Annotated in this window: 21 protein-coding genes; 14 read left to right on the top strand and 7 right to left on the bottom strand. The window is 66.4% G+C overall.

Going from position 1 to position 26,126, the window contains the following annotated elements; translation table 11 throughout:
• Window positions 1–150: 150 nt before the first annotated feature.
• Window positions 151–855, top strand: a complete 705-nt coding sequence (locus OHA42_RS06080; protein WP_406235278.1) for a hypothetical protein — start codon at window positions 151–153, stop codon at window positions 853–855.
• A gap of 61 nt (window positions 856–916) precedes the next feature.
• Here the strand turns inward: OHA42_RS06080 and rfbB are convergent, their stop codons facing one another.
• A complete protein-coding gene (gene rfbB / locus OHA42_RS06075) occupies window positions 917–1,930 on the bottom strand; it encodes a dTDP-glucose 4,6-dehydratase (RefSeq protein WP_406235276.1) in 1,014 nt (337 codons plus the stop codon).
• A 297-nt stretch (window positions 1,931–2,227) separates the two neighbouring features.
• Between rfbB and OHA42_RS06070 the strand changes: the two genes are divergently transcribed.
• Entirely contained in the window at window positions 2,228–2,938 is a 711-nt protein-coding gene (locus OHA42_RS06070) for a hypothetical protein (protein WP_406235274.1), read from the top strand.
• 302 nt (window positions 2,939–3,240) lie between these two features.
• On the opposite strand, the gene OHA42_RS06065 is transcribed toward OHA42_RS06070, so the two are convergent.
• Window positions 3,241–4,233: an alpha/beta hydrolase gene (locus tag OHA42_RS06065; protein WP_406235272.1), complete on the bottom strand. Its 993-nt coding sequence runs from the start codon at window positions 4,231–4,233 to the stop codon at window positions 3,241–3,243.
• 225 nt (window positions 4,234–4,458) lie between these two features.
• Here OHA42_RS06065 and rfbA point away from each other — a divergent pair, with 225 nt between their 5' ends.
• Complete coding sequence (gene rfbA / locus OHA42_RS06060) at window positions 4,459–5,331, top strand: glucose-1-phosphate thymidylyltransferase RfbA (RefSeq protein ID WP_406235270.1); 873 nt, start codon at window positions 4,459–4,461, stop codon at window positions 5,329–5,331.
• A gap of 2 nt (window positions 5,332–5,333) precedes the next feature.
• Window positions 5,334–5,882, top strand: a complete 549-nt coding sequence (locus OHA42_RS06055; RefSeq protein ID WP_406235268.1) for a dTDP-4-dehydrorhamnose 3,5-epimerase family protein — start codon at window positions 5,334–5,336, stop codon at window positions 5,880–5,882.
• Between the two features lie 71 nt (window positions 5,883–5,953).
• Here the strand turns inward: OHA42_RS06055 and OHA42_RS06050 are convergent, their stop codons facing one another.
• Window positions 5,954–7,414, bottom strand: a complete 1,461-nt coding sequence (locus tag OHA42_RS06050; RefSeq protein WP_406235266.1) for an MFS transporter — start codon at window positions 7,412–7,414, stop codon at window positions 5,954–5,956.
• Window positions 7,415–7,499: 85 nt separating this feature from the next.
• Between OHA42_RS06050 and OHA42_RS06045 the strand changes: the two genes are divergently transcribed.
• Window positions 7,500–7,925 carry a MarR family winged helix-turn-helix transcriptional regulator gene (locus OHA42_RS06045; protein WP_406235265.1) on the top strand — a complete coding sequence of 142 codons (426 nt, stop codon included), beginning with the start codon at window positions 7,500–7,502 and terminating at the stop codon, window positions 7,923–7,925.
• A 30-nt stretch (window positions 7,926–7,955) separates the two neighbouring features.
• Here the strand turns inward: OHA42_RS06045 and OHA42_RS06040 are convergent, their stop codons facing one another.
• Entirely contained in the window at window positions 7,956–8,831 is an 876-nt protein-coding gene (locus OHA42_RS06040; protein WP_406235263.1) for a helix-turn-helix domain-containing protein, read from the bottom strand.
• Window positions 8,832–9,051: 220 nt separating this feature from the next.
• A complete protein-coding gene (locus OHA42_RS06035; protein WP_406235261.1) occupies window positions 9,052–9,612 on the bottom strand; it encodes a DUF4282 domain-containing protein in 561 nt (186 codons plus the stop codon).
• Between the two features lie 185 nt (window positions 9,613–9,797).
• On the opposite strand from OHA42_RS06035, the gene OHA42_RS06030 reads away from it, so the two are divergent.
• The 3 genes from OHA42_RS06030 (at window position 9,798) to OHA42_RS06020 (ending at window position 13,461) form a co-directional block, all read left to right on the top strand.
• Window positions 9,798–10,289, top strand: coding sequence for a hypothetical protein (locus tag OHA42_RS06030; RefSeq protein ID WP_406235259.1), 492 nt, complete (start codon window positions 9,798–9,800; stop codon window positions 10,287–10,289).
• Window positions 10,290–10,405: 116 nt separating this feature from the next.
• Window positions 10,406–12,595 (top strand): molybdopterin-dependent oxidoreductase, encoded by a 2,190-nt coding sequence (locus OHA42_RS06025; protein ID WP_406235258.1) that lies wholly within the window; start codon window positions 10,406–10,408, stop codon window positions 12,593–12,595.
• Window positions 12,596–12,819: 224 nt separating this feature from the next.
• Window positions 12,820–13,461 (top strand): pyridoxamine 5'-phosphate oxidase family protein, encoded by a 642-nt coding sequence (locus OHA42_RS06020; protein ID WP_406235256.1) that lies wholly within the window; start codon window positions 12,820–12,822, stop codon window positions 13,459–13,461.
• Window positions 13,462–13,546: 85 nt separating this feature from the next.
• Here OHA42_RS06020 and OHA42_RS06015 read toward each other — a convergent pair whose 3' ends face one another.
• Window positions 13,547–14,002 carry a GtrA family protein gene (locus OHA42_RS06015; protein WP_406235254.1) on the bottom strand — a complete coding sequence of 152 codons (456 nt, stop codon included), beginning with the start codon at window positions 14,000–14,002 and terminating at the stop codon, window positions 13,547–13,549.
• A 117-nt stretch (window positions 14,003–14,119) separates the two neighbouring features.
• Between OHA42_RS06015 and OHA42_RS06010 the strand changes: the two genes are divergently transcribed.
• From OHA42_RS06010 to OHA42_RS05985, 6 genes are all read left to right on the top strand, one after another.
• On the top strand, window positions 14,120–15,577 hold the full coding sequence (locus tag OHA42_RS06010; protein WP_406235253.1) for an FAD-binding protein: 1,458 nt from the start codon (window positions 14,120–14,122) through the stop codon (window positions 15,575–15,577).
• The gene (locus OHA42_RS06005) at window positions 15,574–16,335 is read left to right on the top strand and encodes a decaprenylphospho-beta-D-erythro-pentofuranosid-2-ulose 2-reductase (protein ID WP_406235251.1); all 762 of its coding nucleotides are present in this window, start codon (window positions 15,574–15,576) and stop codon (window positions 16,333–16,335) included. Before OHA42_RS06010 ends, OHA42_RS06005 begins: the two co-directional genes overlap by 4 nt.
• Window positions 16,336–16,616: 281 nt before the next feature.
• Entirely contained in the window at window positions 16,617–16,760 is a 144-nt protein-coding gene (locus OHA42_RS06000) for a hypothetical protein (RefSeq protein ID WP_406235250.1), read from the top strand.
• Window positions 16,757–19,012: a galactan 5-O-arabinofuranosyltransferase gene (locus OHA42_RS05995; protein WP_406235249.1), complete on the top strand. Its 2,256-nt coding sequence runs from the start codon at window positions 16,757–16,759 to the stop codon at window positions 19,010–19,012. The genes OHA42_RS06000 and OHA42_RS05995 overlap by 4 nt, the downstream gene beginning before the upstream one ends.
• Window positions 19,013–19,627: 615 nt before the next feature.
• Window positions 19,628–21,430: a glycosyl transferase gene (locus OHA42_RS05990; RefSeq protein ID WP_406235248.1), complete on the top strand. Its 1,803-nt coding sequence runs from the start codon at window positions 19,628–19,630 to the stop codon at window positions 21,428–21,430.
• A 22-nt stretch (window positions 21,431–21,452) separates the two neighbouring features.
• On the top strand, window positions 21,453–24,962 hold the full coding sequence (locus tag OHA42_RS05985; protein WP_406239118.1) for an arabinosyltransferase domain-containing protein: 3,510 nt from the start codon (window positions 21,453–21,455) through the stop codon (window positions 24,960–24,962).
• Between the two features lie 194 nt (window positions 24,963–25,156).
• Here OHA42_RS05985 and OHA42_RS05980 read toward each other — a convergent pair whose 3' ends face one another.
• The gene (locus OHA42_RS05980; RefSeq protein ID WP_406235246.1) at window positions 25,157–26,089 is read right to left on the bottom strand and encodes an NADP-dependent oxidoreductase; all 933 of its coding nucleotides are present in this window, start codon (window positions 26,087–26,089) and stop codon (window positions 25,157–25,159) included.
• Window positions 26,090–26,126: the final 37 nt, after the last annotated feature.

Raw genomic sequence — 26,126 nt, 5'->3', positions numbered from 1 at the left:
GATAGCACTTTTCAGACACCAACGAGACCATCCGGTCCGGCAGGTGAACGAGGGCTTAATAAACAATCACGTTTGATTCACCACAAATTAGCTGACCTCGATTCTTATTACGGAGTCCACTCCGAACAATATGCATCGAGGATTCAATAAATGCTGATGAGGAAATTTGCCGCCACGTCGGCACTGCTGATCGCCGCGATCGGCGTGACCGCCGGCACTGTCAACGCCGCACCCGCCGACGAGGCGCCGGTCAACTTCACCGCGAACGCCACCGACACCTCGACCATCGTCTCGACCGATGCCGGCGCCATGACCGTCGAAGACGGCGTCTTCAAGATCAAGGCGACCAACGGAACGGTGCTGGCGGGAACGCCGCTGTCGTTCCGGGTGGACGACTTCGAGTTCCCGATCGCCGCCGCGATTTCGGGCCGCACCGCGACTCTCACCCCGCAGATGGACATGGCACACGCCACGTACAAGCCGGTCGCGTTGCCCTTCGAGGACAAGGCTCCCTGGAAGAGCGAATACGACCGTGAGCAGGCCGCCTTCAACCGCATGAAGGACACCATCGCCATGGGCGCCACCATCGGCACCCTGGTCGGTGGCCTCGGTGGCGCGGCTGTCGGTTGCGTGCTCGGCGGCGTGCTGGGCGGCGCGGTTGTCGGTGGCACCATCGTCGGCCTGTTCGGTCCGTTCCTGCCTGCCGCTGCTGTCGGCTGCGTCGCGGGTGTTGCCCTGGTCGGCGCCGTCGGCGCCGTCGCAGGCCAGATCTTCATCACCGCCCCGGTCGCCATCGGTGCGGCGATCCAGTACTTCACCACCATCAACCAGCCGTTCAACGCGCCCGCCAAGTAACGCGCCTTCGAACACACGAAACCCGCCCGGCAAATGCGCAGGGCGGGTTTCGCGTGTCAGGTCAGTGCGCCGAACTGATCTCGGTCTCGCCCGCGGCGGCGTAGGCGCGCTCGGTCAGCGCCTTGTGCGGGCGCCACCACGATTCGTTGTCGCGGTACCACTGGATGGTCGCGGCCAGCCCCGCGCGGAAGTCGGAGTAGCGCGGGGTCCAGCCGAGTTCGGACCGCAGCAACGACGCGTCGATCGCATAACGCTGGTCGTGACCGGCGCGGTCGGTGACGTGGTCGAAATCGTCGGGGTCGCGGTCGAATGCCTCCAGGATCATCCGCACCACCGACTTGTTGTCGAGTTCGCCGTCGGCGCCGATCAGATAGGTCTGGCCGGTCCGGCCACGTTCGAGGATGTCCCACACCGCCCGGTTGTGGTCGTCCACATGAATCCAGTCGCGCACCTGATGTCCGGCGCCGTAGAGCCGCGGACGGACACCGTCGATGAGATTGGTGATCTGGCGCGGGATGAACTTCTCCACATGCTGATAGGGCCCATAGTTGTTGCTGCAGTTGGAGATCGTCGACCGGACGCCGAACGAACGGGTCCAGGCACGCACCAGCAGGTCACTGGAGGCCTTGGTCGCCGAGTAGGGGCTCGACGGGTTGTAGGCGGTGTTCTCGTCGAAGGCGGCGGCCTCCGGGGTGAGGTCGCCGTAGACCTCGTCAGTGGAAACATGGTGGTAGCGCACCTCGTGCCTGCGCACCGCCTGCAGCAGCGAGTAGGTACCGACGATATTGGTCTGCACGAACGGCCACGGGTCGGCGAGGGAGTTGTCGTTGTGCGATTCGGCCGCGAAATGGACGACAGCGTCGACACCGCTGACGAGCTCGTCGACCAGGTCCAGATCGGCAATATCGCCGTGCACGAAGTCGATTCGGTCGGCCACCGGCGCGAGCGAGGCCCGGCTGCCCGCGTATGTCAGGGCGTCAAGGACGGTTACCGTCGTGTCGGGGCGCTCGGCCACGGTCTGTCGAACGAAATTCGCACCGATGAATCCGGCACCGCCGGTTACGAGCAATCGCACTCCACGACACTACGTCCACCGGTGGGCCCGCCGGCTGCCGAGCCCCTTCGCAGTGCTGGGAGGCCTTCGCGCGGTGTGACTTCAGTCTCACTATCTGGCGGAAGAGTGAGGCGACCAGTTTGATTCTCCGCAGAAATCCCTAGTCGACGCACTTATTTCCAAGACCCCACCAAGCCTCGGGTCTCAATGGTGAACAAAATTTGAATAAAAGGTCACAACCGGTTCACCACTCGTTAGCTGATCTAGATTTCGATCGTCTAGTCCCCTCCGAACGCTTCACACTGAGGTCTAAAACAAATGCTGATGAGGAAATTTGCCGCTACGTCGGCCCTGCTGATTGCCGCCATGGGCGTCACCGCAGGTACCGTCAACGCGGACCCGGCGGCCCCGGCTGCCGACGCTCCGATCAACTTCACCGCCAAGGCCACCGAAACACAGTCGATCGTGACGACCGATGCCGGATCGATCGTTGTCGAAGATGATGCACTGAAGATCAAGGCTGCCAACGGCACCGTGGTCGCAGGAACCCCGCTGAAGTTCCGCGTCGACGAGTTCGAGTTCCCGATCGCCGCCGAAATCTCCGGCCGCACCGCGACTCTCACCCCGCAGATGGACATCGAGCACGCCACCTACAAGCCGGTCGCGCTGCCCTTCGAGGACAAGGCCCCCTGGAAGTCCGAATACGACCGTGAGGTGGCCGCCTTCAACCGCTTGAAGGACACCGTCGCCATGGGCGCCACCATCGGCACCCTGGTCGGCGGCCTCGGCGGCGCGGCCATCGGCTGCGTCCTCGGCGGCGTGCTGGGCGGCGCGGTTGTCGGTGGCACCATCGTCGGCCTGTTCGGTCCGTTCCTGCCCGCCGCTGCTGTCGGCTGCGTCGCGGGTATCGCCCTGGTCGGTGCGGTCGGCACCGTGCTGGGCCAGATCTTCATCACCGCCCCCGTGGCGATCGGTGCGGCGATCCAGTACTTCACGACGATCAACCAGCCGTTCGTCCCGGCCAAGTAGAACCGGCTTGCACAACCTGATGCAGGCAACCCCGCCCGGCACTCGCCGTGGCGGGGTTGCCTGCATTTGCCATAGGGACCGCGGCACTGAAGACCCGAAGGCCCCTCAGGTGAACGAATGATGAATAACTCAGGGACAGCAGCTGACAGTTTGCGATCCAGGTGCCATCAACGCCGAATCAATTCGGAATGGATGTACGAGCAATTGTCGATGCGGAAGGTGTTGCGACAGGCGCCACCTGGCAATGTGAACCCCGCCCCGGAAATTCTAGGGCGGGGTTCGACTCGTCCGGCCGACCGTGATCAGGCCGTCCGAGCCTGCTCCGGCTGCTCGAGGCGAGCGCGCACAAATCGGGAGACCCTGGCCAACGCCGCCCGGCCCTCGGGGAGGTTGGGGAAGATACTCATGAACGCGTGCACCTGGCCGCGCCACAGCTCGAGCGAGTTCGGCACGCCCGCCGCGGTGAGCCGCTGCGCCATCAGTTCGCAGTCGTAGCGCAGTATTTCGTCCTCGGCCGCGATCAACAGCACCGGTGGCAGGCCGGCCAACGCACCATTGACCGGCGAGAGCATCGGATCGAGCCTGCGGTCGACCTCGGCCCCGATCTGCACCACAGCGGCGAGCGCGGACAGCGGGATATACGGATCGCGCGCCGTATTGATGTAGTCCCGCTTGGCCGCGTAGTCCAGATCGAGCAGTGGGCTCAGTCCGATCAGGCCGGCCGGGCTCGGCAGCCCGAGCTCGATCGCGCGCAGCGCCGTGGCGAAGGTCAGGTAGCCGCCCGCCGAATCGCCCGCGAAGACGATCCGCGCCGGGTCCGCCCCGTGTTGCAGCAGCCAGCGGTAGGCGCTCAGGCAGTCGTCGATCGATTGGGCGATGCTCTGTGCGGGCAGCTGGCGGTAGTCGACATTCACCACCGGCAGTCCGGTGCGCCTGGCCACGCTGGCCGCGACGGGACGGTGCGTGCGCAGTCCACACACCGCGAATCCGCCGCCGTGCATGTACAGCACCGCGCCGTGACGCAGCGCGCGGGAGCCGCCGGACGGACGGATGACCTCGAGCCGGAAACCGTTCAGCTCCACCTGCTCCCGGTCCACGCCGCGTGGCTCCGGGCGCAAACGCGCGAGGGTGTCGATCGCCGCCGCGCCGATGGGAATGGTCGCGCGGGTGATGGGCGCGACTCGCAACACCGGCCGCACCACCCCGAGGCACGTCGCCAACAACATTCGGGAGTGCGCGCTCTGGCCATCCGGATTCATCACAACACCGGGCTCGCCGATTCTGCTCGCTGACATCGCGCACCTACCTCACAACTGGCACGCCGAGCCCGACCGGAGGTTGTCGCGGGCGAGTTGTCGACGCTGACATCTCACACATTGATATTTCAGAACATCACGTTAACGTGACATACGCAACAACAATCGCCCGGCGCGCCCGGGCACCACACGTTTGTGATCAATTTGTGGGCGAGTCGGAACCTCCCCGACTCCGGGCCAGGCGAAACTGGCAGACTCCTTCCCATGCGCGGAATCATCTTGGCGGGCGGCACCGGTTCCCGGCTGCACCCCATCACGCGCGGGGTGAGCAAGCAGCTGGTCCCGGTCTACGACAAACCGATGATCTACTACCCTCTGTCCACGCTGATGCTCGCGGGCATCACCGACATCCTGGTGATCACCACCCCGGAGGACGCCGAGGCCTTCGGCAGGCTGCTCGGCGACGGCAGCCAATTCGGCATCGCCATCGACTACGTCGTCCAGCAGGAGCCCGACGGTCTCGCCAAGGCCTTCGTGCTCGGCGCGAGCCACATCGGCACCGACAGCGCGGCACTGGTGCTCGGCGACAACATCTTCCACGGTCCCGGCCTCGGCACCAGCCTGAACCGTTTCGCGGAGGTCGACGGCGGCGCGGTGTTCGCCTACTGGGTGTCGGACCCGACCGCCTACGGCGTCGTCGAATTCACCGAAGGTCGCGCGGTATCGATCGAGGAGAAGCCGAAGACGCCGCGGTCCAACTACGCCATCCCGGGGCTGTACTTCTATGACAACGACGTGGTCGAGATCGCGCGTGGGCTGCGCCCCTCTGCGCGCGGTGAATACGAGATCACCGACATCAACCGGGCCTACCTGGAACAGGATCGGCTCCAGGTCGACGTATTGGCCCGCGGCACCGCATGGTTGGACACCGGCACCTTCGACTCACTGCTGGACGCCGCCAACTACGTCCGCACCATCGAACAGCGGCAGGGTCTGAAAATCGGTGTGCCGGAAGAGGTCGCGTGGCGGATGGGCTTCATCGACGATGACCAGCTGCGCACGGCGGCGGAGCCGATGGTCCGTTCGGGCTACGGCAGCTATCTGCTCGACCTGCTCGAGCGCGGACGGGACTGGTAAGCGTGGAATTCCGTGAACTCGCCGTGCCCGGCGCCTGGGTGATCACCCCGCGCCAGTTCGGTGACGACCGTGGCATGTTCCTCGAATCGTTCAAGGCCTCCGAATTCGAGAAGTTGACCGGGCGGGCGTTCGACCTGCGACAGGTCAATTGCTCGGTCTCCGCCGCCGGCGTGCTGCGCGGCATCCACTACACCGAAGACCCACCGGGCCAGGCAAAATACGTGACCTGCGTGCGCGGTGCGTTCCTCGATGTGGTCGTCGACCTGCGCCCGGGCTCCCCCACCTACGGACACTGGGACAGCGTGGTCCTCGACGATATCGACCGGCGCTCGATGTTCCTTTCCGAGGGCCTCGGCCACGCGATCCTGTCGCTGGAGGATCACTCCACCGTCACCTATCTCTGCTCGCTGGAGTACAGCCCCGAATTCGACAGGGATATCGATGCTTTCGATCCGCGGCTCGGCATCGACTGGCCTACGGTCGGCCGCGACGGCAAGCCACTGACCTACGTCCGATCCCCTAAAGACACGGTGGCACCGCCTTTTTCGTGATCCGACGGCAATAGCCGAACGCCACCACCGCGGCGGGTGGTGGCGTTCGGCGCTATTCGGCCGCAGCGGGGTCAGCCGACGAGTTCGAGCTCCGGCTCCGGCTCGGTGGCCGGCTTGCGCCGCTTGGGCAGGAAGGCGAGCAGCGCGACAAGGGCGCCGACCACGGTGATGCCTGCGGCGAACTCCAGTCCGGGGCGGTAGGCGTCGAGCACTGCCGACGGCGAGGTGTCGGTGTGCACACCGGAGGAGATGATCGCCGTGGTGACAGCGAGGACGATCGCCGCGCCGACTTGCATGGAGGTCTGCAGCACACCGGCCGCCAGACCCTGTTCCTCATCCTCGATACCGTTGGTCGCCTGAATGTTGATGGCGGGGAAGCCGACCCAGCCGATGCCGATCAGCAGCACCGCGGGCAGCAGCATCGTCCAGTAGGACGGTGCGGTGTCCAGCCGCAGGAACAGCAGGTAGCCGATGGCCATCACCACCATGGTGACCGCGATGATCGGCCCGGTGCCGAACCGGTCGACCAGCTTGTCGGAGAAGAACGCCGACCCCACCACGAGTAGGCCGACCGGCAGCAGCGCCATCGCCAGCTTCAGCGGCGACCAGCCGAGCGAGTCCTGCATGTACAGCGTCACGATGAACTGCCAGCTGAAGTAGGACCCCGCCACCGCGATGATCGCGAGGCTGGCCCGCACCAGCGACGACTTCTTCAGGATGCCGAGCCGGACCAGCGGGTACGCGACCCGCTTCTCCACCACGACGAAACCGGCGAAAAGCACCACGACCGCGATGAACGAACCGATGGTGCGCACCGATCCCCAGCCCACTTCCGGCGCAGTGACCACGGTGTAGACCAACAGCAGCATGCCTGCGGTGGACAATAGCGCGCCGAGGATGTCGTGACCGCCCTCTTCGGCGGCCTCATCCTTGGGCACCAGCAGGTAGGCGGCGACCAGCGCGGCGAGCGCGATCGGCACCGGAAGCAGGAAGGTCCAGCGCCAGCCGACACCGGTCATCAGCCCGCCGAACAGCAGGCCGGAGGAGTAGCCACCCGCGCCGAACACGGTGTAGATGGACAGCGCCTTGTTGCGCGCCGGGCCCTCGGCGAAGTTCGTGGTGATGATGGAAAGGCCGGTCGGCGCGGTGAAGGCGGCGGCAAGGCCCTTGACGAAGCGGGTGAGAATCAGCAGCGGGCCCGAGGTGACCAGGCCGCCTGCCAGTGAGGCGATTGCGAAGACCGCGAGCGCGATCAGGAAGACTTTGCGCCGCCCGAGCAGGTCGGCGGTGCGTCCGCCCAGCAGCAGCAGACCGCCGTATCCGAGCACGTAGCCGCTGATCAGCCACTGCAGGGTGGTGGTGGACAGATCGAGTTCGGCGCCGATGGACGGCAGCGCGACTCCGATCATCGAAACGTCGAGACCATCGAGGAACAACACAATGCAGAGAGTGATCAGCATGCCCCAGAGACGGAGCGACCAGCTGATCGAATCGGTCGCCTGGGCGGCCGGTCGGGTTGCCGCAGAAGTCATGCGGGGTACGCTACATGCGTGCACATTAAATGCCAACACAACTAATGCGCTTGCATTGAAGTTCGGGAACCACTAAGATGGGGCCATGTCGAAGGTGTCGACTCCAGACGCAGCCCGGCGCACCGTCGCGCCGACCGGGCTGGTGGGAGAGTGGCGTGAGCTGCTCGACCGACATGCGGCGGTGAGTTGCGCACTCGAAAAGGCGCTACAGAATCAGCATGAGATCGGACTCAGCGAGTTCGAGACGCTGGACCGGCTGATCGACGCCGACTGCGGCAACTACCGGATGAGTGATCTGGCCAATGACATCTACCTGAGCCAGAGCGCGCTCTCGCGCGCCGTGGCTCGGCTGGAGCGCGATGGCCTCGTCTCGCGCACCATGTGCGCCGAGGACCGCCGCGCGATTTTCGTCTGCCTCACCGACAAGGGCCGTGAGGTCTACGAGCAGGCACTGCCGACCCATCGCGGGATACTCGAGAACACCTGGGACGGCGTTCAACGCTGCACCTAGGCAGCACCGATCGCCCGCTGTCGCAACCGATCACACGCCGGCACGCGCCTCTTCGATGACGACCCGCGCATCCGACGCCGCCGCCTTGATGCCGGCGAAAGCCTTTCGGTACCGCGCTGTTTCGTGTTCCTTGTCCAGGTAGACCGGCCCGGTGAACGCCTCGACGTAGACGACCGACGGTTCGGTCAGCTCGCCCTCGGCGACCTCGGCGAAATCGAGCAGCACGAAGCGGCCCGTCTCCATGCCATCGTGATAGCCGGAATCCGAGGGGACCACCTGGATTCGCACGTTGGGCAGATCACACATGCGCCGGAGGTGCTCGAGCTGCTCGGCGGCCACGTCGCCGCCGCCGACACGATGCCACAGCAGCGACTCACCGATCACCACGTCCAGCTGCAGCGGCGAATCACTCCGAGTCACCAACGCCTGCCGTGCCATTCGCAACTGCACCCGGCGCTCGATCTCGGCGGCCGTCGCGTCGGGGCGGCCCGCGGCGAGCAGCGCGCGCGCATAGGACTCGGTCTGCAGCAGGCCGGGAACCAGCTCGTTCTCATAGGTGGACAGCAGCCTGGCGGCTTCCTCCAGCCCGATGTACACCTCGAAACCCTCGGTGATCACATCGCTGTAGCCGGTCCACCAACCCCTGGCCTTGGTTTCCCTTGCCAGCGCGGTCAACGGCTCGACGAGTTCACTCGGTGCACCGTAGATCTTGCACATGGCTTCGACATCCAGGCTGCGCAGCGAGGTCTGGCCGGTTTCGATCCGCCAGATCTTGGCTTCGGACCACTCGAGCTGCTGGGCGGCCATCCTCGTGGTCATCCTGGCTCGGTTGCGCAGATCGCGGAGGTGACGGCCTAGCTGCCTGCGCGGCATCGTCGAACCTGTGGTGCCGTGCGGTGAAGCCATACTTCCCCCTCGTGCCGGGCGTCATTGCCGCTCGCGAACCTCCCGTGAACGTGAGTGCGACGCTTCCTACCTGATATCCGTCGTTAGGAATCGGACATCCGAACAGCATTGTTTCACAATGAAACTCGCAGAGGACACTGTGGGTGTCACAGATACGCCGATGACGTAGCTACGTCGAATGGGTTCGAGCGCCGTCGGATACGGCAACCCAGATCGGTTGCTACTTGCGCGAACCGCCCTTGCGGAACCGCCAGAACTGCACTGCACGGACATCTTCGGAGAGCTGGTTGACCGGCTCCGCGACATCCGAAAGCGCCTGGAACAGATCGTCGGCCAGCTCACTGATGTGCTCCACCCTGGTCGCCAGCCTGGACGCGTTCACCAGGAATTCCAGCAGCAGCCGGACCACGGCCGCGATGGTCAGCCCGAGCGGCACCGCCACCAGCGCGGCCAGCACCCCGAGCACCGCGGAGACCTGCCACATGAGCACGATCAGCGCGATCGGCAGCGCCACCGCGAAGGCCAAACCGAGCATGTAGGCCAGCGGCAACAGCGTCCTGGTCGCCGGGCGGTGAAACTGCACATCGAGCAGTCCGCGTGCGGCCTCGACGCTCCACTTGCCGAAGGCGCGCGGGCTTTCGAAGGGCTCGGCGGGCGGTTCCTCGGTGACGGTGGAGCGAGAGAACCGCCGGGAGGCGGACTCTTTCCAAGCGATCCAGCGCGATTCGGTCTCGTACTCATCCGAATCCGGCGCCGGAACGCCGTTGGATTCATCGGTCATGTCGCGATCCTCCCCGCATAGCGCCGACCCGCCAAGAGACGACCGGAAACCTGCCATAGCGAGCCGGCACGGATGAGACGAATACGACACTCGGAAAGATCTTTTGAAAACCCGTAACGCCCATGCCACCCCCCGCCGATACGACCCATGAATGCAGCAGGACCCAGTTCATCGGGGAATGGAGAATGACAGTGCGCACCACGTTTCCGACTTCCGTCTCGGCGGCAGAAATGACTGCCGCGGCGCAGGAGTACATCCAGCGCGGGTGGACGATCGCTGAAACGACGAACGGAATCTGCCTGATCACGGATGCCGATTTGTCGGGCATCGAGGTCAGCGGCGAGCTGGCCGCCGAGGTGCGCCGGTTCCTCCGCGCGAACAACCTGTCGGGTCCCGTGATCGAGATCCCCGGCGCCGAGCGTCGCGAGATCCACTTGGTCACCGGCATCCGCAAGGCCGCGATGGCGCTGGAGGCGCTGCGCGATGCCGGCGCGACCGTCTACACCGACGGCGATGGCATTCCGCTGCCGCCGACCCAGCTGATGGCGGGCTCGGCCTGCTGGAGCATCGCGCCGAACGAGGCCCGCTGGATCCCGCCGGTGGTCGCGATCAGCGCGGCCGTCCGTTCGGCGACCTCGCGCAAGCAGCGCACCGCGCTCACCAGCGTCGCCTGCTGAGGAGACACCTGCATCAGGGCAGGATCCGCACTACCCGGCCCACCATGACCGATAGCCGCATTGCGGTTATCGGTCATTGCTGTTTCACTCTGCGTTGCCGCGGGCGATGATGGGGTATGGCCCAGATCACTGATCCGTCCCGCACGCTGCTGCGCACCTGCCCGCTGTGCGAGGCGGTCTGCGGACTCGAAATCACCCTCGATCCCGACAACCATGTGACCTCGGTCCGTGGTGATCGGCAGGATCCGTTCAGCAAGGGCTTCATCTGCCCCAAGGGTGCGAGCTTCGGTCATCTGGACGAAGACCCGGACCGGTTGACCGAACCGATGATTCGCGACCGTGCGACCGGCACGTGGCGCACCGCATCCTGGAGCGAGGCATTCGATCTGATCGCCGAGCGCTTCCCCGCGATCGTGGCCGAACACGGGAACCAATCCGTGGCACTGTATCTAGGCAATCCGAATGCGCACACGGTGGCGGGCGCGCTCTATGCGCCGGTGCTGATCCGCGCGCTCGGCACCAAGAATTTCTATTCCGCGAGCACGGCCGACCAGATGCCCAAGCAGGTGGCCAGCGGGCTGATGTTCGGTGATCCGCTGACTGTGCCGGTGCCGGATCTCGATCGCACCGACTATCTGCTCATGCTCGGCGCGAATCCGCTGGAGTCGAACGGATCGCTGTGCACCGCACCGGATTTCCCCGGCAGGTTGAAAGCGATGCGTAATCGGGGCGGCCGATTCGTCGTCGTCGATCCTCGGGTGACCCGCACGGCGAAGCTCGCCGACGAGCATCTGTTCATTCGGCCGGGTAGCGATGCTTATCTCTTGTTCGGAATTGTCCACACGTTGTTCGCGCAGAACCTGACAGACGTGCGTGTCGACGTTTCCGGACTCGATGACGTGCGCGCGGCCGCGGCAGATTTCACCCCGGAGGTGGCCTCGGCGCGAACCGGAGTACCTGCCGAGACCGTTGTCCGGCTTGCGCAGGAGCTCGCGGCCGCGCCGACCGCCGCGGTGTACGCCCGAATCGGCACCTGCACAGCCGAATTCGGCACCCTCACCCAGTGGCTTGTCGATGTGATCAATGTGTTGACCGGCAATCTGGACTCCCCCGGCGGCGCGATGTTCGCGAACGCTGCTGCCGGCGGCATCGCCCGCACCAAACCGTTCCGCACCGGCCGCTGGGCCAGCCGGGTTCGTGAACTGCCCGAGGCGATGGGCGAGCTGCCGGTGGCCACCCTGGCCGACGAGATCACCACGCCCGGCCAGGGACAGGTCCGCGCGGTGATCACGGTCGCGGGCAACCCGGTGCTCTCCGCGCCGAGCGGGGCCCGGCTGGACGTGGCCTTCGCGCAGCTCGAGTTCATGGTCAGCGTCGACAGGTATCTGAACGAAACCACCAGGCACGCCGATGTGATCCTGCCGCCGCCGCGGCCGGTGCAGTCGCCGCACTACGACTTCGCGCTCCTGCAGTTCGCGGTCCGTAACTATGCGCGCTATTCGCGACCACTTGTGCCGCTCGGCGATCGTCCCTCGGAGGCCGGCGTGATCGCTCGGCTCGCAGCAGCGCTGACCGGAAGGCCACACGACGGGACCGGCGGGCAGGACCCACTCACCGCGGTGGACGAGCTGGTCATCGCGGGCACGCTGCACAAGGCCGGGCTGGCGGATCGGCGGCCGGAGCTGATCGGCGACAACAGCACCGAGCAGCGCATCGACATGATGCTGCGCCTCGGCCCGTACGGCGAGTGGAATGGCGGCACGCTCAATCTACAAGTGCTGCTCGACAATCCGCACGGCATCGATCTCGGGGCGCTGCAGCCGAGACTGCCAGGAGCGTTGCGCACGGCTTCCACCCGAGTGGAGCTCGCGCCGCAAGAGCTGCTCGACGATGTGGTGAGGATGCGCGGCAGGCTCGACGACGCCGCGCCGGATCTGGTGCTGATCGGGCGACGCCAGTTGCGGTCCAACAACAGCTGGATGCACAACATCGCGACGCTGGTGAGCGGGTCGAACAAGTGCACACTGCATATCAATCCCGCCGATGTGGCGCGCCTCGGCCTGGGCGACAACGCCGTGGTGAAATCGGCCGCCGGATCGTTGACGGTGCCGCTGGAGCCAACCGACGCGATCATGCCCGGGGTGGTGAGCCTGCCGCACGGCTGGGGTCACACCGACAGCACCCAAGCGGTGGCGCGGGACCACGCCGGGGTCAATGCCAATGTGCTGACCGATGATTCGGTGGTCGACGTGCCGTCCGGGAACGCGGTGTTCAACGGTGTCCCGGTCACTGTGACGCCGGCCTGAGCGCGCCGCCGCATTCGCTGCCGACCGACCGTCAAAAATTCCGTTCGGTCGGCTTCCGGCTAACTTGTGGAAACTCTTGCGCTAATTAAGCATTCGATACATTCTCGAGATGGATTTTGTAGCCTTGCCCAGCGAAACCCATTAAGATGGACAGGATTTCGGTTTAGTCGCGGTTCAGCGTCGAACCCCGAGTAGCCGGACTCCGGCTACCAGAGGGGGCACAGATGCCCGGCAGACAGCGTGGCAGTGACGGTGAGCACGAACTCCAAGACAGGTACAACACCGAGGACAGAGCCGGCCGTTTCTACGACGACCAGGTGCTCGACCGACTGAACCCCACGATGATCGAATTCATCGCGCGGATGGATATGGCCTTCATCGCCACCTCGGACAAGCACGGAGAATGCGACGCCAGCTTCCGCGCGGGCCTGCCCGGCTTTCTACACGTCATCGACGAACGCACGATTGCCTATCCCGAATACCGCGGCAACGGTGTCATGGCCAGCCTCGGCAACATCCTGGAGAACCCGCACGTCGGCATCCTGCTCATCGATTTCGTCCGCGACCTGATCGGCCTGCACATCAACGGATCGGCCCGCATCATCGACGACGAGAACTTGCGTCGATCGGTGTCCGATCTACCGGAGAGCCACAAAGGTCGAGCGGCCGAGCGCTGGGTGGTCGTCGACATCGACGAGGCCTACATCCACTGCCGCAAGCACATTCCGCACCTGGTGCCCGCCGCGCGCGAGCAACGCGACTGGGGTACCGACAACGTCCGCGCCAAAGGCGGCGACTACTTCGGCGCCAAAGCACAGTCCCGCGAGGCAACCGACCCCACCACCCCAGCCTTGGTCCCACGCTGACTCATGTGATCGGGGGTGGAGAAAGTGGCTCTCGAGAACCCTTTGGACCGCCATTTCACTACCCTCGACGAGCCCCTATCCGAGGTCAGTGGATTTTGAAGATGACCAGGCGTTGGACGACGAAGTTGATGACGGTGGCGGTGCCCTGGGCGACGACAAATGCCAGCGGCTGCCGCCACCACTCGTCGGTCAGGGTGGCGTAGAGCACCGCGTTGATGCCGACCTGGACGGCGAAGGTGATGGCGTAGAGCACCACCACCGCGAGGAAGCGGGCTCGGCTCGGTGGCGCCTGGAAGGTCCAACGGCGGTTGATCAGATACGCGGTGGTGGTGCCCGCGATGAAGCTGATCGACTTGGCGACGCTGACCGGCAGCCCGATCAGGTTCAGCAGCAGACTGTAAATCCCGTAGTCGACGACGGCCGACAATCCGCCGGTGACACCGAAGCGGATGATCTGCGTTTTCAGGTCGACATCGGTACCGCCCGGCTCGTCGACAAGCGGCAGCTCGGCCGGGAGCGGGAGGTGGGGTTCGGCATGCACGCGACGAGCGTAGCGGGAGGCGGCCGGTGATGTGGGCGGGCATTGGCCCGGCCTCCCGTACCGAAGAGTACGGCGAGGCCGACCGGATGTCCGGCCATGCATGTAGCCTCTATGCCGATGTCCACGAAAGCTCCGACCGCCACCACAACCGGTATCAACTCCGGCAACACCCCCGATGATGCGTTCGCTCTGCCGACACGCACTCGGGCGTTGACCGGGTGGGGTCGCACCGCACCAACCTCTTCCGAAGTGCTCTCGACGAGCGATCCCGAACTGATCGCCAAGGCTGTTGCCATGGTCGCCGAGGACAACGACAGCAAGCCTGCCCACCTGCGCCGCGGTGTGATCGCGCGCGGGCTCGGCCGCTCCTACGGCGATCATGCGCAGAATGCCGGCGGCCTCGTCGTCGACATGACCGCGCTCAACCGCATCCACCGCATCGACGGCGACACCCACATCGTCGATGTGGACGGCGGGGTCAGCCTGGATCAGCTGATGAAGGCCGCGCTGCCGTTCGGGCTGTGGGTCCCGGTGCTACCGGGCACCCGCCAGGTGACGATCGGCGGCGCCATCGCCTCCGATATCCACGGCAAGAACCATCACAGCGAGGGCAGCTTCGGCAATCACGTGCGCTCGATCGATCTGCTCACCGCCGACGGGCAGGTGCAGCACCTCACACCGAAGCGCAACGCCAAGTTGTTCTGGGCCACCGTCGGCGGCAACGGACTCACGGGCATCATCCTGCGGGCCACCATCGAGATGGTGGTCACCGAGAGCGCCTACTTCCTCAACGACGGCGTCAAGACCACCACCCTCGACGAGACGATCGCGGCGCACAGCGACGGCAGCGAAGCCGACTACACCTACTCCAGCGCATGGTTCGACGTGATCAGCCCGCTGCCGAAGCTCGGCCGCGCCACCATCACCCGCGGCCGCCTCGCCAAGCTCGACGAGCTGCCCGCGAAGCTGCAGCGCAAGCCGCTGAAATTCGACGCACCCCAGCTCATGACAGTTCCGGACATCTTCCCGAACTGGACCATGAACAAGGTGTCGCTGATGTCCATCGGCGAGGCGTACTACCGGATGGGCGGCAACTACACCGGCAAGGTACAGAACCTGACACAGTTCTACCACCCGCTGGACATGATCGCGGAGTGGAACCGTGGCTACGGATCCAACGGATTCCTGCAGTACCAGTTCGTGGTGCCGACCGAGGCGGTCGAGGAATTCAAGCGGATCATCATCGACATCCAAGCCTCGGGCCACTACTCGGCGCTCAATGTCTTCAAGCTGTTCGGGCCGGGTAACCAGGCGCCGCTGAGCTTCCCGATGCCGGGCTGGAACATCTGCGTCGACTTCCCCATCAAACCGGGACTGAACGAGCTGGTCGGCGAGCTGGACAAGCGGGTCATGGAGTTCGGCGGGCGGCTGTACACCGCGAAGGACTCGCGCACCACCGCGGAGGCGTTCCACAAGATGTACCCCCGGATCGACGAGTGGATCAAGGTCCGCCGAAGTGTCGATCCCACAGGCGTTTTCATGTCCGATATGGCGAGAAGGCTGGAGCTCCAGTGATTAATGCCGTAGGCAACCCGCAGACCATCCTGCTGCTGGGCGGTACCTCGGAAATCGGTTTGGCGATCTGCGCCGAGTACCTGAAGAAGGGGCCCGCGCGGATCATTCTCGCCACGCTGCCCGGTGATCCGGTGCGCGAGGACGCGGTCTCCCAGATGAAGGCGGCCGGCGCGAATCAGGTCGACGTCATCGACTTCGACGCCCTCGACACCGAGAGCCACCCGAAGGTCATCGATACGGCCTGGGACGCAGGCGATGTGGACGTCGCCATCGTCGCCTTCGCCCTCGACGGCGATCCGGAAGAGCTGTGGCAGAACCAGCGCAAGGCCGTGCAGGTAGCCGAGATCAACTACACCGCAGCGGTTTCCGTCGGCGTGCTGGTCGGCGAGAAGATGAAGGCGCAGGGCTTCGGGCGCATCATCGCCATGTCCTCGGTCGCCGGTGAGCGGGTACGCCGCTCGAACTTCGTCTACGGGTCGACCAAGGCCGGCCTCGACGGTTTCTACCTCGGTCTCGGCGAGGCGCTGCGCCCCCATGGCCCGCGCGTGCTGGTGATCCGACCCGGCATGGTGCGGACCAGGTTCTCGGCGCACGTCAAGGAGGCTCCGCTCACCGTCGACAAGGAAGACATTGCGGCGCTTGCGGTTTCGGCTTCCCAGAAGGGCAGGGAGCTCATCTGGGCGCCCGGCGCCTTCCGCTTCGTGATGATGATCCTGCGCCACATCCCGCGCCCGATCTTCCGCAAGCTGCCCATCTGAGCTTGCCTGCCGCGCCTCGGCCCTCCGCACCCGTTCCCGGGAACCGCAGCTCCTGTGGTGCTCGGGGCGGGTGCGGACCCGTAAGAAGGTGCGGTGCTGCGGCCGGTCAGTTCGAGACCGGCCGGTCTGGTCGGAACGCACCAGGCCGCGTACGGTGCGCGCATACCGCGCCAGGACCTGGCAGCATAAGCGCCGGTCGCCTGCGTGGCGACCTTGCGCAATGCCGAGTAGTAGGTGCGGCGCAACGATCACCGAGCCGACCCAGTGATTCTGGAGATGCAATGCGAGTATTCGGACAAGATCGCGGCAGCCACCTCGAGGTGCGCCGATCTCGTGGCAGGGTCGCCGACACGGTGGCCGCGCTGGATGCGGCCGCACGGTCCGATCAGCAGGCAGCGCTGCGCGGCGACGAGGCGGTTCGATGACCACGGCAACCGCGGTACGCGCCACCGCCTCGCGGCCGACCCGTGGCGCACTGATCGCGCGGTACATCGGCTCCGGCCTCGGCGAAGCGGTACTGGCGGGCCTTGTCGCCGTCATAGTGGCCACCGTTGGGCTGGTGGCGTTTTCGATGGTGCAGTGGCCTGCGTTCAACTCGTCCAATGTGACTCGGGCGTTGACCACGGTCGGTCAGGTCCTCGCCGCGGTGATGCTCGCGGTCGCGATCGGTCTCATTCGCGTCCGGCGGTGGCCGTTGGCGGCGAAACTGCTGTCGTGGGTGGGGGTTTCGACGTTCGTCACCTTCACCCTCGGCATGCCGCTGGCGGCGACCAAGCTGTATCTGTTCGGCGTCTCGGTGGATCAGGAGTTTCGCACCGAGTATCTGACACGGCTCACCGACAGCGCGGCACTGCACGACATGACATACGCCGACCTGCCCCCGTTCTACCCCGCCGGGTGGTTCTGGATCGGCGGGCGCGTGGCGAATGTGCTCGGCATGGACGGCTGGGAAGCCTTCAAGCCGTACGCCATCGGGTCGCTCGCTGTCGCAGCGGTGATCTCGCTCGTGCTGTGGTCGAAGCTGATTCGCGCGGACTGGGCAATCGGCGTCACCGCGGCGATCACGGCGGTCGCACTGACCACCGCCGCACCGGAGGCCTACAGCGCCGTCATCGTCATCCTGCTGCCGCCCGCCCTGGTGCTCGCCTGGGGTGCGTTGTATCGGCCGGGTGAGCACAGCCGGAACGCATCGGCAGCACGACCTGCCGCCCCGATAGCCGACAGGGATGGCGTGGCCGGCGATGCCGGCTCGGCGGAACCTGACAGCCGGACGGCAGGCGGACCGGCACCAGCAGGCGCTGCCGACTCGGCCGAACACGGCAACCGAACCACCAGTGCGCAAGCACCGGCGAACGCTGTCGACCCAGCCGAACACGGCAACCGAACCACCGGCGCGCAAGCACCGGCGAGCGTTGTCGCCTCGGCGGAGCGCGGCAGCCGGACAGCCGGCGGCTGGGGCGCGGTCATCGGGACCGGGCTGTTTCTGGGCGTTGCGGCCATGTTCTACACGCTGTACTTCGGGCTCGCGGCCTTCGCGATCGGCCTGATGGGTTTGATGGCTGCCGGGCTCGCCGTACGGGAGCAGCGGGCGGCCGCGCATCCACGCCGGGCGCGAGCGGTCGCGACTACGGACACTGGGTCGTCGTGGCGCGCCGCGATTCCACCGCTGGCCCGCCTGGCTGTGATCGGCGTGATCGCCGGGGTTGTCGCACTCGTCGTGTGGCTGCCGTATCTGTTGAAGTGGCTGAGCACGACCACTCCCAAGTCGGGCACCGCGCTGCACTACCTACCCGTATCGGGCTCCGAGCTGCCGCTGCCGATGGCACAGTTCTCGCTGCTCGGCGGGCTATGCCTGATCGGAACGGCCTGGCTGGTCGTGCGGGCTTCCTCGTCACGGCGAGCGCAGGCGCTCGGCATCGGTGTCGTGGCGATCTACCTCTGGACGCTGCTGTCGATGGTGGCCACGGCAGCGGGAACCACGCTGCTCTCCTTCCGGCTGGAACCGATCCTGGATGTGCTGCTCGCCGCGGCGGGTGCGTTCGGCTTCGTCGAGGGCGCGCGGGCCGCGTACCAGGCGTTCAACGAGCCGGGACGATTCCGGCTCGCGGTGATCGCTGTCGCCACCGTGGGCGCGCTCGCGTTCACCCAGGACATCCCTCGGGTGCTTGCCCCCGAGATCACCACCGCCTACACCGACACCGACGGAAACGGCGAGCGCGCAGACAAGCGCAGCCCCTCGGCGGTGTCGCACTACCGTGAGGTGGATGCCGCGTTACTGGCGCAGACCGGCCGGCCACGCTCGGACACGGTGCTCCTCACCGCCGACACCAGTTTCCTGGCCTTCTACCCCTACTACGGGTTCCAGGCCCTCACCTCGCACTACGCAAACCCGTTGGCGGACTTCGCAGGCCGCGCCGCCACCATCAAGGGCTGGAGCAAGCTGGACTCCCCCCGCGCCATGCTCGACGCCCTCGCCGCCGCCCCGTGGCGCGCACCGGACGCCTTCCTGTTCCGCAGCAACGGCGACAACTACACCCTCCGCCTGGCCGAGGACGTCTACCCCAACGACCCCAACGTCAAGCGCTACACCGTGACCTTCCCCAAGAAGCTCTTCAACGATCCCCACTTCACCAGCACCGACATCGGCCCCTTCACCCTCATCACGGTGACCGAGTAGAGCCACGGCAGCTCGATCCCGGTGGATTGTCTGCCCCTACACGCCGAGCCGACAGACGCGGCGTAGCCCAACGATCGGCTCGGTGTCACGGGCGATCGCATGGGCTTCGCGGCAGAGTCGCGGCTGCCTTCCTAGCAGCCCGTCAGCCACGAGCCACGAGGGCGAACGCGGCATGCCACCGCAAGCGCAAGGCCACCGAGGGTCGGATCGGCATCGCCTCGCGAGTCGCCAGGGCGTCCTGCCCACGCGGCCACTGGCCCCGCGGGTCCGCATCGCCGTGGCTCGCTCGGCGTCGGTCGGTGGCTTATCACGGAGGGCTCTACTCGAGGTTTGCCGCAGTGATGTGCGACTCGTGGGACGGATATGAGTGGTTTGCGCGCGGAATGGGTAAGTGGACGGGGACGTCCGGGACTCAGCCAGATGATCGACGCGGGAACCCTGAGGGCAGGGTCTCGATGACATCCGCCAGGACAACGCCAGGAAGCCGGGCTGCCAGGGTGTTCACAGGGTGGCTGGGTACTTTGGACGGCTGGTTCTGCCATCTGGAGGAGTAGTTTGCCGGTCGAGACACTGGAAGTTGTAGGCGTCGTTTCAGCGGGAGCGACACCGAACGGAGTGTCTCTATCGGACCGGCCGGTGGCGGTCGGGAAACGGCGGCTGCCACGGATTCGGGTCGCTCGCATCGATCTGGTCGTCGCGGTGGGGTATCTCGCTTCCGCGGTCACTGTGCTGTCGGGGCAGTGGCGCAACACACAGAGCGGGTATCTGATCAAGAGTGGTCAGGACCAGACGATGTGGGAGTGGTTTTTCGCGGTGACCGCCCATTCGGTGGCCCATCTGCAGTATCCGCTCGGCACCGATCTGCAGAATTTTCCGGCCGGCGTGAACATGATGGCCAATACGGCCATGTTCGGGGTGGGAGTGCCGCTCACCCCGATCACCTTGATGTTCGGTCCGACCGTCACCTTCGTGCTGGTACTCACGCTCGGCCTGAGCGGCACGGCCTTCGCCTGGTATCGGCTGTTCTCCCGGGAGCTCGTCGAGTCTCGGCTTGCCGCGGCGATCGGCGGGCTGTTCTGCGGTTTCGCACCGGCGATGATCTCGCATGCCAATGCACATCCGAATTTTGTCGCGCTGCTGCTACTTCCGATCATCGCGGGTCTGATCATTCGCATGGCACAGCGCGCGACAACCGGTGGCGATGCAGGAGAAGGTATGCCGCGCAGACGTATTCGTGACGCCATCGCACTCGGCCTGCTGGTCGCGATGCAGATCGCGCTCGGCGAGGAACCGCTACTGATCTTTGCGCTCGCCTTCGGCCTGTTCGCCGTTGTGTACTACCTACACGCGCCGCGCACGGGGCTGCGAGTGCTGCGCGCGCTGATTCCGACCGTCGCACTCGCCGCGGTGATCACGGTGATGCTCACCGAGATTCCGCTGTGGTGGCAGTTCTTCGGGCCGCAGAGCTACCGCTCGATCGACCACGGACCGATGGGCAATGACCTGAAATCCCTCGTGCAGTTTCCGTCCGAATCGCTGGGCGGGATGTTCGCACCGGGCCAATACGTGGCGATCAACGAGACCGAGCAGAACGCCTACTTCGGGTGGCCGCTGCTGCTGTTGCTGACCGTCACCGTGGCACTGCTGTGGCGAGTGCGCGTTGTCCGCGCCGCCGCTGTTGTGATCGCGGTGTTCGGGGTGCTGTCGCTCGGCGCCGTCGCCATGTTGGGCAGACAATCCACCGGGATCGAGCTGCCGTGGCATTGGGCCGAACTGGTCCCGCTGCTCAATACCGTGCTGGAAACCCGGCTCACCATGGCGGCCATCCCGGCCATCGCGGTGATTCTCGCGCTGGCCACCGACCGCGCGGTCGCATCGTGGTGGCAGTCCGCGGGGGACCGGAAACCCTTGGTCTGGTTCACGGCGCTGACGCTCGCGCTGCTGCCACTGGTGCCGACCGTCCTTCCGGTGACCGAGCGCGCGCCGACGCCGGAGTTCTTCGCCGACGGGACGGTGCGCGACTACGTGAGCGGCGGTTCGGTGGTCACGGTGCCGCCGCCGCGACCGGCCGACGCGCGAGCGCTGCGCTGGCAGGCCGACGCGAACTTCGACTTCGCACTCGCCGGCGGCTATTTCGTCGGCCCGACCAGCACCACGAAGAAGGGCATCTACGGACCGGAAACCAGGCCGACCACCGCGCTGCTCGTCCAGGCGCAGGACACCGGAGTCGTGCCGGACATCGACGCGGACGCCCGCACGCGTGCTCGCGACGACCTCCGGTTCTGGCAGGCAGATGTGGTGGTGCTGCCGTCGACGAAGAACGTCGATGTGCTGCGCACGACCATGACGCAACTGCTCGGGGTCACACCGACCCGGGTCGAGGATGTGTGGCTCTGGGACGTTCGGGTGCTGCGGTAGCAGGGATCACAGACGACGGTAGATAGCATCAACCCCCGTGCGACCGGACCGATCATCACGAGCGTTCACCCGTAACCGCCTGATCGCCCTCGTCTCCGGGCTTCTCGGATTCGTGTTGGCGCTGCTGACACCGCTTTTGCCGGTAGAGCAGGACCAGGCAACGCTGGACTGGCCGCAGGCCGGTGCAGGCAGCGTCGAGGCGCCGTTGGTGTCCTATGTGCCACAGCGGTTGAGCGCGACGCTGCCGTGCGCGGTCGTGCAGGCGGCCGGGTCGGGCACGCTGCTGTCGACCGTTCCCGACGGCTCCGGGCAGGCGACAGCCAAGGGGCTTGTCGTCTCGGTGACCGACGGCATGCTCGCGCTTGTCCAGCGCGACGTACCGCTGCTGTCGGCCCCTGTTGCCGAGATCGCAGGCTGCGAGGCGGTCACCGTCACGGCGACCGCCGCCGTGACGACCGCCGAATTCACCGGCGCGAAGCGCCAAGACGGGACGCCGTTCCGCAACACCGTGGCCCGGGACATCCGGCCGCAGGTGGTCGGGGTGTTCACCCCGCTGGACGCCACACAGCTCGATGGCGCTCGGGTGCACATCGATATCGACTCACGGTTCTCCTCGACGCCGTCCGCGCTGAAGCTGGCCGCGATGATCGCCGCTGCCGTGTTCACGATCATCGCGCTGATCGCACTGCATCTGCTCGACAATGCCGACGGCAGGCGGCCACGCCGCTTCCTACCCGCGCACTGGTGGCGGTTCACCATCGCCGACGGCGCGGTGCTCGGCGTCCTGGTGCTGTGGCACTTCATCGGCGCGAACACCTCCGACGACGGCTACATCCTGAACATGGCCCGCGCCTCCGAGCATGCCGGGTATATGGCCAATTACTACCGCTGGTTCGCCGTGCCGGAGGCGCCGTTCGGCTGGTCCTACGAGGTGCTCGCGTGGATGACCAAGGTCTCCGACGCCAGCCCGTGGATGCGGCTGCCCGCATTGGGGGCGGGAGTGGTGTGCTGGCTGGTAATCAGCCGAGAAGTGCTGCCCCGCTTGGGCGCAAGGGTGCGGCGCAACAAGGTCGCGCTGTGGACGGCCGGGCTGGTCTTCCTCGCCTTCTGGCTCCCCTACGACAACGGCCTGCGGCCGGAACCGCTGATCGCCGCGGGCGCGCTGCTCACCTGGTGCTCGATCGAACGCGCCATCGCGACAGGACGGCTGTTGCCCGCCGCCATCGCGGTATTGATCGCCGCCTTCTCGTTGGCGGCCGGGCCGACCGGACTCATCTGCATCGCCGCGCTGATCGCCGGGTCTCGACCGGTGCTGCAGATCATCATCCGGCGGGCACGGGACGCGGCTGGGACGCTCGGCGGGGTGCGGCGCGACGAGGCCGAGGCGGATCTCGCTGCTGCCAAGGCCGAATCCGGCACCGAGACCCATGGGCGCGGATTCGGCAGCAGCACGGATTCGACCGCGGGCACCGGCACACCGACCGGAGACAACGAAACCGGTCGCAGCACGGATTCCGCTGCGGGCCAGGATGATTCCGGCCAGAGCCAGGGCGCTGCGGTCACCGAGCGGCGCACTACCGACGGCAGCCCGTCGCGGCTGGCCGCGTTCTTCCGGTATGCGGCGCTGCTCGCACCCGGCCTCGCGGCCGGAACCCTGGTCCTGGTAGTGGTTTTCGCCGACCAAACACTGGCGACCGTCATGGAAGCGACCAGGGCGCGCACCATCGTCGGCCCGAATGTGGCCTGGTTCGATGAACGCACCCGCTGGGATTCGCTGCTGATGCTGGCACCCGACGGGTCGCTGTCGCGACGCTTCGGTGTGCTCGTCATGCTGCTGTGCCTGCTGGTCTGCGTGCTGCAGGTGCTGCGCAAGGGGCGGATTCCCGGCACCTCGCGGGGGCCGTCGGTGCGCATCCTCGGCATCGTTTTCGCCTCGCTGTTGCTGATGATGTTCACACCGACCAAGTGGACCCACCACTTCGGTGTGTACGCCGGGCTGGCCGGATCGCTCGCCGCACTGGCCGCGGTTGCGGTGGGCAGCGAGGGCATTCGCGCACCGCGCAATAGGGCGCTGTTCGCCTCCGCGGTGCTGTTCCTGCTGGCGATCACCTTCACCGGATCCAACGGCTGGTGGTACGTCTCCAGTTACGGCGTGCCGTGGTGGGACAAGGCTCCGCTGATAGCGGGCAAGGGCATCTCCACGCTGTTCCTCGTGCTCAGTGGAGTGGCGCTGGTCGTCGCGGTGTGGCTGCACTATCGCGAGCCGTACCGAAGGGCCAGTGCTTCGGCCCCCACGCGTTTCGATCGGTTCGCCTCCGCACCGCTGACCATCGCCGCGGCGGTGCTGGTGCTGTTCGAGGTGGCCTCGCTGGCCAAGGCCGCGGTCACCCAGTTCCCCGCGTACTCCATCGCGAAGTCGAATCTGGAATCGCTGTCGGGCAATTCGTGCGCGCTGGCCAACGAGGTGCTGGTGGAGACCGACTCTCGGGACTCACTGCTACTGCCCCTCACCGGCTCCCCTGCCGACGGATTGTCGGCGGAATCCAAGGGCTTCACCCCCAACGGCGTCGCGAGCGACCTCACCGCCGACGCCGACGAAACGGTGTCGGGCGGCGCCAATTCGGTGAATACCGATTCGAAGAACAAGACCACCAAGACAACCGGAGCCGGCACCGGCGGCGGCACCAGTGAACAGGCCGGCATCAACGGCAGCACGGTGGCCCTGCCGTTTGGACTGGACCCGGCGCGCACGCCGGTTATGGGCAGCTACCAGGACAGCGATCAGCAGCAGGCCAAGCTGACCTCGCAGTGGTATCGCCTCGACCTGGGCGGCAGCTTGCGCGACGATCCCGCGTACCGGGTCCTGGCCATCACCGCCGCAGGCCGGATCCGCTCGGTCGACGCGGATGGTGTGGTCACCTACGGCGCGGAACTGCGGCTCGAGTACGGCACGCGGGCCGCGGACGGCACCGTGAATGTGCTCGGCTCCGTCGCCCCGCTGGACATCGGCCCCGCACCGTCGTGGCGCAATCTCCGTGTCCCGCTGAACCAGATTCCGCGGGAGGTCGACGCGGTACGCCTGGTCGCGGTGGACAACGACATCACCCAGAAGCAGTGGCTGGCGCTCACCCCGCCCCGGCTGCCCAAACTGGCAACCCTGAATTCCGTTGTCGGCTCGACGAATCCGGTCCTGCTCGACTGGCATGTCGGCCTGGCCTTCCCCTGCCAACGCCCGTTCGATCACCACGACGGCGTGGCCGAGGTCCCCGACTGGCGCATCCTGCCCGACCGCGTCGGCTCCGACGCCTCCAACGCCTGGCAGGACGACATCGGCGGCGGACCGCTCGGCTGGACCGGCCTGCTCCTGAAGTCCCAAACCATCCCGACCTACCTCGACAACGACTGGTCCCGAGACTGGGGTTCCCTCGAAAAGTTCACCCCCTACGCCCCGAACGCCGTCCCCGCCACCATTGGCGTCACAGTCGAAACCCGCAACGGCTGGACCAAATCCGACCCGATCCGAGTACGCTGACCGCCCTCTACCTCCCACCCCGATCAAAGCGCCGAGCGTAGTGAAATGGCGGTCCCCATCCCCATCCCCAACCACCATTTCACTACCCTCACCCACCCCGCATGGTGCTGACACGAGGTCAGTGCCTTCGGGCAACTGCACGAGACGTAACCACAGCCAGACGACGAAAACCACGCCGCTCCCGCAGGTTGGTGTTACGGGACCAGGACCAGCCGGCCGCGAATTCCGCCTGCTGCGAGGCGCTGTTGGGCTGCGGCGACCGCGTCCAGTGGGTAGGTGTCGGCGACCCGGAGGGTCAGCTTGCCGGTGTCGACGGCTGCGACGAGATCGTCGAGTTGCGCGCGGTCGGCGTGGACGAGGACAGTTGTCACCTTGGTGCCGCGCAGCGGGATCGGGGTGGCGGGCACGCTGATCGAGACGAAGCGGCCGCCCGCGCGGACAGCGGCGAGGGTTCGGGGGCCGAGGGCGGCGGCGTCGAGGGCGGTGTCGACGCCGCCGGGGATCAGTTCGCGCACCGCGTCGGGCAGTGACGATTCGCGGGGGATGAAGTCGGTGGCGCCGAGCGCGCGCACCGCCTGCTCGTCGGCGGCGGCGGCGGCGGCGATCACTCGGATGCCCGCTGCGGCAGCGAGTTCGACGGCGAAACCACCGACCGCGCCGGCCGCGCCGGTGATCAGCAGGGATTCCGTCGGCTGTGCGCCGATGGCGGCGAGGGCCTGGAGTGCGGTCAGGCCGTTGAGCGGAATCGTCGCGGCGGCAACCGAATTCACGGTGGTCGGGGCGGGGGCGACATTGCCGGCCTCGAGGACTACGTAATCGGCTTGCGCGGCCAGCGAGACATCGAGTCGGTCGCTGATGCCGATCACCTGCTGGCCGGGCTCGAATTCGGTGACGTCGGCGCCGACCGCGTCGATGGTGCCCGCGACGTCCCAGCCGATGCCCCATTGCGCACGCGGCGCGGCGAAGGGCGTGCCGCCGACACCTCTGCGAACCATCAGATCGACCGGATTGACCGACGCCGCAGCGACTTTGATCCGCACCGATCCGCGCCCCGGTTGTGGTGTCGGCACCTCGACGAGCTCGACAACGGCTTCGAGACCCGGCTCGCGGACTACTGCTGCACGCATGATGTTCCTTTCCTGGTGGACATCGACCAACCTAAGA

Origin of the sequence: Nocardia sp. NBC_01009, assembly GCF_045208035.1 — a bacterium.
Classification (GTDB): domain Bacteria; phylum Actinomycetota; class Actinomycetes; order Mycobacteriales; family Mycobacteriaceae; genus Nocardia.
This window is presented reverse-complemented; position numbering and strand designations above follow the sequence as displayed.